Origin of the sequence: Stenotrophomonas sp. SrG (assembly GCF_050031795.1) — a bacterium.
Taxonomy (GTDB): Bacteria; Pseudomonadota; Gammaproteobacteria; order Xanthomonadales; family Xanthomonadaceae; genus Stenotrophomonas; species Stenotrophomonas rhizophila_A.
The window spans coordinates 1-229 of record NZ_JBNBBE010001840.1 but is presented as its reverse complement, the minus strand read 5'-3'; the positions used below and the strand labels follow the sequence as shown (position 1 = coordinate 229).

The following is a 229-nucleotide window of genomic DNA, read 5'->3' as shown; positions in this document are numbered from 1 at the left end:
TGAGCGGCCCCCGGGCCGGGTTGGCCGGCTTTGCTCCGCTCTTTCTCTCATTTTCACGGCACACCGCTCCAGGACTGAGGCCGCAACGACCCGGCAGAAGCTGCCATTGCATTGGAAACTGGGCATTGGCTTCGGGCTTGGCCTGCTGCTGGGGCTGATCGTGCACGCGGTCGGGCCGGGCATTCCCTGGCTGCCCGATGCCGCCCGCGCGGTGATGACCTACCAGACC

1 pseudogene is annotated in these 229 nt (G+C 67.2%); it reads left to right on the top strand.

Annotated features, from left to right (window positions below):
• Nucleotides 1–49 precede the first annotated feature (49 nt).
• A pseudogene (locus ACQG3P_RS25570) lies at nt 50–229 on the top strand (hypothetical protein); the annotation flags it as partial.